Here is a 7,012-nt window from a genome sequence, read left to right as displayed (position 1 = left end):
CAGGAACTCCTCGCCAACGCCCACCCGCCCGTCAACTGAGGACCGGACCACCCGCTGACGTCTCCCGTCGGCGGAGGGTGACCGCGTGACCCCGCGTCCCCGGCCGACTCCGGCCGGGGGCGCGGGGCTGTCCGGCGCCCGCTGTCGGAGCGGGTGACTACAGTGGCGGACATGTGCGGACGGTATGCGGCAAGCCGGGGGCCCGAGGAGATCGCCGAGGCCTTCGGGGTCCGCCACCTGGAGGAGTCGGCCGTCCTCCCGGCCGACTGGAATGTCGCGCCCACCAAGGAGGTGTACGCGGTCCTGGACCGCCCCCTGAAGGGCTCGGACGACCCCGCGCCGGTGCGCCAGCTGAGGGTGCTGCGGTGGGGCCTGGTGCCCTCCTGGGCCAAGTCGCCCGAGATCGCCGTCAAGATGATCAACGCGCGTGCGGAAACGGTGCACGAGAAGCCCTCCTACCGCCGTCCCTTCGTGGCGCGCCGGTGCCTGCTCCCCGCCGACGGGTACTACGAGTGGGCCACCGGTGACGCGGAGCGGGAGCAGGAGGTGAAGGGCAAGCGCAAGCGTCCGCGCAAGCAGCCCTACTTCGTGACACCGTCGGACGGCTCGGTCATGGCGATGGCCGGGCTGTACGAGTTCTGGCGGGACCCCTCGCTCCCCGAGGACCACCCGCGGGCCTGGTGGGCCACCTGCTCGGTGATCACCACGGAGGCCGAGGGCACCGAGCTGCCCCGCCCGGCCGGCAACGAGGGCCCTCGCACGCTGGCGGACATCCACCCGCGCATGCCCCTGATACTTCCGCCCGACCGGTGGGATGCCTGGCTCGACCCGTCGCGCACCGACCCGGAGGAGCTGAGAGCCCTGCTGGAGCCGCCGCCCCCGGGAGCTGTCCGGGCCTATCCGGTGAGCACCGAGGTCAGCAATGTCCGCAACAACGGTCCGCAGCTGACCGAGGAGCTCGCGGCTCCCGAGGAGACCACCCTCTTCTGACTCCCGCCGCCCCGGATGGCCCGGATCCCTCCCTCCCGGGCGCGGGGAAGGAATGACATCCGCGAGCCGGGTGTTGTCCGGGATGTCCGTGCGCGCGACGGACACAGCCGTCAGAAAGGGAGAGCACCCTCATGGGTCCGACCGCCTGCCCGTCACGTCCCCGGGAGACCGCCGCCGACATCGACTGGGCGACGCTGCGGCTCGCCGCCGACGGCGTGCCCGGGGCGGCGTATGACCCGGGTCGTCGTCTATCCTCCGAAACGAGCGAGTCCGTATCCTCGCTCGTCACCCTGACGGAGGAGGTGGGTCCGGTCGCCGGGACCGAGGACCGTCCGAGCGAGGAGACCGAGGCCGAGCGGAACGCCCGGTTCGAGCGTGACGCGCTCGGATATCTGGACCAGATGTACTCCGCCGCGCTGCGGATGACGCGGAACCCGGCGGATGCCGAAGACCTGGTGCAGGAGACCTACGCCAAGGCGTACGCGTCGTTCCACCAGTTCCGCCGCGGCACGAACCTCAAGGCGTGGATGTACCGCATCCTGACCAACACCTTCATCAACTCCTACCGCAAGAAGCAGCGGGAGCCGCAGCGCAGCGCGGCCGAGGAGATCGAGGACTGGCAGCTGGCGCGTGCCGAGTCGCACATGTCGACCGGGCTCCGTTCGGCCGAGACGCAGGCACTGGACCACCTGCCGGACTCGGATGTGAAGCAGGCGCTGCAGGACATCCCGGAGGACTTCCGGATCGCGGTCTACCTGGCGGATGTCGAGGGATTCGCCTACAAGGAGATCGCGGACATCATGGGCACACCGATCGGCACGGTCATGTCCCGGCTGCACCGCGGCCGCCGCCAGTTGCGCGAGATGCTGGAGGACTACGCGCGCGAGCGCGGTCTGGTCCCCGCGGGGGCACGGAAAGGTTCAGGATCATGAGCGGTGAACAGTCTCCCGAGCCGGACTGCTCCGAGGTGCTCGGGCACCTGTACGAGTTCCTGGATCGCGAGATGCCCGATGTGGACTCGGCGAAGTTCCGCGAGCACATCGACGAGTGCTCCCCCTGCCTGGAGAAATACGGTCTGGAGCAGGCCGTGAAGAAGCTCGTGAAGCGCTGCTGCGGTCATGACGAGGTGCCCGCGGACCTGCGCGCCAAGGTGATGGGCCGGATCGAGCTCCTCCGCTCGGCGGACCCGGTCCCCGAGCGTCCCGCCGAGTAGCCGCCCGGGCACACCCCGCAGGTCACGGCCCGCTGCCGTCCGTGGTCGCAGGTGCGTCGTTCGCCGCATCGCCGGTCGCGCGAGGCGGCCCGCTGTCCCATGCTGTGAGCAGGCATTCGCTCCGGCATGGTTGGATGCGGTCGAGGGCGGACAGGAGAACGTCGAAGTGCAAGCGACGAAGCGGGAATCGGGCAGGACACCGTGAGGATCTTCAACAGGGTCCGGCAGCGGCCGTCCACGGACTGGCGGCTGGCGACCAACCGGGCGTTCACACTCATAGACGACGGCCGTTACGAGGACGCCGGCGCGCTGCTGACGCGCGCCGCGGATCTGGAGCCCTGGCTGTCCGAGTCCTGGTTCAACCTGGCGCTGCTGCACAAGTTCCGGCACGACTGGGAGCAGGCCCGCACCGCCGGACTGCGGGCCGTGGCGCTGCTGGAGAAGGACGTCGGCGCACCGGACTGGTGGAACGTCGGCATCGCGGCGACCGCGCTCCAGGACTGGCCGCTGGCCAGGCGGGCCTGGCAGGCCTACGGCCTTCCCGAGCCCGGTGCCGCCCCCGCGACCGGCGAGCCGCTCGGCATGGGCCTGGGCGGTGCCGCGGTCCGGCTGTCACCGGAGGGGGAGGCGGAGGTCGTCTGGGGCCGCCGGCTGGACCCGGCCCGGATCGAGGTGCAGAACATTCCGCTGCCGTCCTCCGGGCGGCGCTGGGGCGAAGTCGTGCTGCACGACGGTGTCCCGCACGGTGAGCGGACCACCACCAGCGGTGGGCGGACGTCGGTCTTCCCGGTCTTCGACGAGATCGAGCTGTGGGCGCCCTCCTCCGTGCCCACCTGGGTGGTGCTGCTGGAGGCGGCCACCGAGGCCGACCGGGACGCCCTGGAACACCTGGCGGCCGAGGCCGGGTACGCGGCCGAGGACTGGTCCTCGTCTGTGCGGCTGCTGTGCCGGTCGTGCTCGGAGAGCCGGATGCCGAGCGAGGAGGGCGACGGCGAGGCGCAGCACGATCCGCATGACCACAGCGTCCCGGGCCGTCCCGGCCCGCTGGGGCACACCGGGCCGGGCAGCGCGTGGTCCCCGGAGCGCGAGTGCGGCCTCGCGGCCCCCGCCTCGCTCGTGCGCGGGCTGCTGGACGGCTGGGTGGCCGACAGCCCCGACACTCGCGAGTGGCGGGACCTGGAGGAAGTCTGCTGACCCGTGCCGCGCTCCCCGTAAGCTGTACGGGTGATGTGAGGGCCCCCAGCCCGGGAGGGCCCGGCAGGGCAGCAGGAAGGCGTACGGCGGACCATGGCGCAGCAGGAGACAGACCGGCCGGCCGGCGGCGAGTTCGTCGTCGACACCGAGAACTGCGAGGAGCGCGAGCGCGCCCATCGCGAGCGCGGCACGGTCCGGCCGATCACGGTGGTCGGCAATCCGGTGCTGCACCGGGAGTGCCGGGACGTCACCGAGTTCGACGACAAGCTGGCCGCGCTGATCGACGACATGTTCGCCAGCCAGCGGGCGGCGGAGGGCGTCGGTCTGGCCGCCAACCAGATCGGGGTGGACCTGAAGGTTTTCGTCTACGACTGCATGGACGACGAGGGCGTGCGCCATGTGGGTGTGGTGTGCAACCCGGTGCTGGAGGAGCTCCCGGCCGGGCGCCGGGTGCTGGACGACAACAACGAGGGCTGCCTGTCGGTCCCGACCGCGTATGCCGAGCTGGCCCGCCCCGACTACGCGGTGGTGCGCGGGCAGGATGCCGAGGGCAAGCCCATCGCCGTGGAGGGCACCGGCTACTTCGCGCGCTGCCTGCAGCACGAGACGGACCATCTCTACGGCTACCTCTACATCGACCGGCTGTCCAAGCGGGAGCGCAGGAGGGCGCTGAGGATGATGGAGGAGGGCACCCCCCGTTACGAGACGGTGCCCAGCGACTGAGCCGCGGCGCGGCCACGGCCGGTTCCGTCAGTGGACGGTCCTCTGCCGGAGTCGGCAGGACCGTTGACTGGCGGCCCCGGGCACGCGAGTCTTCGTGATCGACCCCCCACGACACGGAGGCATCATGCTCACACGCCTGGTACGGCTCCTCGTCAGTTTTGTCATGATCGGTACAGTTGCGGTGGCCGGCGGCGTCGCGACGGCCGGCACCGCGCACGCGGATGCCTGCTACACCTGGAACCGCACGCTGTCGCAGGGCATGTCGGGTGCCGACGTGACCCAGCTGCAGATCCGGGTGGCCGGCTACCCGGGCAGCGGCCAGGTTCTGGCGATCGACGGCAGCTACGGTCCGCACACCAAGGCCGCCGTGACCCGGTTCCAGCAGGCCTACGGCCTGTCGGCGGACGGTATCGCCGGGCCGCAGACGTTCAACCAGATCTACGCGCTGCAGTCGCCGGACTGCTCCCCGGCGAACTTCACCTTCGCCGAGCTCAATCGCTGCAACTCCACCTGGTCCGGCGGCAACGTGAGTGCCGCGCAGGCGAAGGAGAACGCCAAGCGGACGATGTGGAAGCTGCAGGCCATGCGCCGCGCCATGGGCAATGCCCCGATCACCGTGAGCAGCGGCTTCCGGTCGGTCTCCTGCAACAACGCCGTGGGCGGCGCCTCGAACAGCCGTCATCTGTACGGTGACGCGGCCGACCTGACGGGCAGCCACTCGTTCTGTGCGCTCGCCCGGGCTGCCCGCAACCACGGCTTCAACGGGATCCTCGGCCCGGGCTACCCGGGGCACAACGACCACACGCACGTCGACCACCGGGCCAGCCGCTTCTGGTCGGCCCCCAACTGCGGTATCTGATCGCGGTCTTCCCCACCGGCCCCGGCCGGTGACCGTCGGAACGCCNGGGGCGGGGACGGACCGCACCGCTGGTTCCGCCTTTCCGTCCCGTCCCGCTCACTTTGGAGAACTGGTGCGCATCGCTCCGGCCGCCGTGGCCCTTCTCGCCCTCGCCCTCATCACCGGATGCTCGGGGGGAGGTGAGAAGACGGAGCCGGAGAAGAAGGACTCCGGGGCAGGCGCACCCGCCGAGGGCGGCGAGCAGGCGGCGGTCGACGGACCGCTCGCCCCGGACAGCCTGGCCGGGGATCTGACGTTCCCGATGGACAGATACCGGATCTCCGACGAGGACCAGCGCCTGCTGGAGGAGGCGCGCAACGTCCTGGTGAAGGAGTGCATGGCGCGTTACGGCTTCGACCACGAGCCCTCCGAACCCCGCGCGGAGGCCCTCATCGGGCCGTACGTGTACCTCTACGGAGTGGACGACCCGACGCTGGCGGCCGAGCACGGCTACCTTCACCCGACCGACCTCGACCCCAACGCCTATGTTCCGGTGCCGGAGGCCGATCTGACGGCCGACGAGGAGCTGGCTCTCTACGGCGACCAGGAACTGGACGGCACGGAGATTCCGCAGACCCTGGAGGCGGCAGAGGCGATGAAGGGCCCGGAGCTGAACGGCGAGCGCGTCCCCATCACGGGATGCGCGGGTGATGCGACGCTGCGGATCAACCGTCCGGGCGAGGACTGGGTGGACCCCACTCTGATCTTCAATCTGGAGAACGAGGCAGGCATGGAGGCCGACGAGGACGAGCGGATCGTCGAGATCATCGGCGACTGGGCGCAGTGCATGGCCGGACACGGCTACGAGACCAACAGCCCGTTCGGAGTGCAGGAGGACCTGGGCCTCAGCGGTGACGTCTCCGGCCCGAAGGCGATCGAGGTCGCCGTCAAGGACGTGGAGTGCAAGCAGGAGGTGGACCTGATCGCCCGCTGGTCGGCGGTGGACGCCGAGTACCAGGAAGAGGTGATCGAGGAACACGCGGGCATCCTGGAGGACTACACGCGGCAGCACGAGGAGCGGATGGCGAACGCGCGGTCGGTCCTGTCGCGGTAGGTCCGGGTTCCCGGCAGGGGTGTGACGCGGCGGGCTGCCGCCGCGCCGCACCCCGTTCAGTGGCACGGCCTTTGGCGATCCCTGCAGTTTCATGACAGTTCGTTGACGTGGGCACGCCCAACGCGTCAGGCTCTGGAGCTCACCCCCTCACACACGGAGGCACCATGCTGAGACGCACACTCCGTCTCGTGCTCACCATCGTCATGCTCTCCACCGCTGCCGTGGTCGGTGGCGTCGCCACCGCCGGCACGGCCCAGGCCGACGCCTGCTACACCTGGAACCGGACGCTGTCGCAGGGCGCGACCGGCGCGGACGTGACCCAGCTGCAGATCCGGGTGGCCGGCTACCCGGGCTACGGCCAGGTGCTCGCCATCGACGGCAGCTACGGGCCGGCCACCAAGGCGGCCGTGACCCGGTTCCAGCAGGCCTACGGCCTGTCGGCGGACGGTATCGCCGGGCCGCAGACGTTCAACCAGATCTACGCGCTGCAGTCGCCGGACTGCTCCCCGGCGAACTTCACCTTCGCCGAGCTCAACCGCTGCAACTCCACCTGGTCCGGCGGCCGCGTCAGTGCCGCGCAGGCGAAGGAGAACGCCAAGCGGACGATGTGGAAGCTGCAGGCCATGCGCCGCGCCATGGGCAGCGCTCCGATCAACATCAGCAGCGGCTTCCGCTCGGAGTCCTGCAACAGCGCGGTCGGCGGGTCCACCAACAGCCGCCACATGTACGGTGACGCCGCCGACATGACGGGAACCCACTCGTTCTGTGCGCTCGCCCGGAACGCCCGCAACCACGGCTTCCGGGAGATCCTGGGCCCGGGCTACCCCGGACACCACAACCACACGCACGTCGCCCACCGGTCGAACCGGTTCTGGTCCGCCTCCAACTGCGGCATCTGAGCTCGCGCGGCTCCCTTGCACCATCGGCCGCCCGGCCCGGA

The 7,012-nt window shown here is 70.6% G+C and carries 8 protein-coding genes; all 8 read left to right on the top strand.

What is annotated here, in order from left to right; genetic code table 11:
* Positions 1-171: 171 nt before the first annotated feature.
* A complete protein-coding gene (locus ABD299_RS04570) occupies positions 172-990 on the top strand; it encodes an SOS response-associated peptidase (protein WP_344259008.1) in 819 nt (272 codons plus the stop codon).
* 302 nt (positions 991-1,292) lie between these two features.
* Positions 1,293-1,922 (top strand): sigma-70 family RNA polymerase sigma factor, encoded by a 630-nt coding sequence (locus ABD299_RS04565; protein WP_344259040.1) that lies wholly within the window; start codon positions 1,293-1,295, stop codon positions 1,920-1,922.
* Positions 1,919-2,203, top strand: a complete 285-nt coding sequence (gene rsrA, locus ABD299_RS04560; protein WP_344259007.1) for a mycothiol system anti-sigma-R factor — start codon at positions 1,919-1,921, stop codon at positions 2,201-2,203. Before ABD299_RS04565 ends, rsrA begins: the two co-directional genes overlap by 4 nt.
* Positions 2,204-2,404: 201 nt before the next feature.
* Entirely contained in the window at positions 2,405-3,397 is a 993-nt protein-coding gene (locus tag ABD299_RS04555) for a tetratricopeptide repeat protein (protein ID WP_344259006.1), read from the top strand.
* A 93-nt stretch (positions 3,398-3,490) separates the two neighbouring features.
* The gene (def, locus tag ABD299_RS04550) at positions 3,491-4,120 is read left to right on the top strand and encodes a peptide deformylase (RefSeq protein ID WP_344259004.1); all 630 of its coding nucleotides are present in this window, start codon (positions 3,491-3,493) and stop codon (positions 4,118-4,120) included.
* 124 nt (positions 4,121-4,244) lie between these two features.
* A complete protein-coding gene (locus ABD299_RS04545; protein ID WP_425581249.1) occupies positions 4,245-4,979 on the top strand; it encodes a D-Ala-D-Ala carboxypeptidase family metallohydrolase in 735 nt (244 codons plus the stop codon).
* Positions 4,980-5,091: 112 nt separating this feature from the next.
* The gene (locus tag ABD299_RS04540) at positions 5,092-6,072 is read left to right on the top strand and encodes a hypothetical protein (protein ID WP_344259003.1); all 981 of its coding nucleotides are present in this window, start codon (positions 5,092-5,094) and stop codon (positions 6,070-6,072) included.
* Between the two features lie 164 nt (positions 6,073-6,236).
* Positions 6,237-6,971 (top strand): D-Ala-D-Ala carboxypeptidase family metallohydrolase, encoded by a 735-nt coding sequence (locus ABD299_RS04535; protein WP_344259002.1) that lies wholly within the window; start codon positions 6,237-6,239, stop codon positions 6,969-6,971.
* Positions 6,972-7,012: the final 41 nt, after the last annotated feature.

The organism is Streptomyces sodiiphilus (assembly GCF_039529215.1).
Lineage (GTDB): Bacteria > Actinomycetota > Actinomycetes > Streptomycetales > Streptomycetaceae > Streptomyces > Streptomyces sodiiphilus.
The sequence above is the reverse complement of the archived record's forward strand: the minus strand, read 5'-3'. Positions and strand labels throughout refer to the sequence as shown.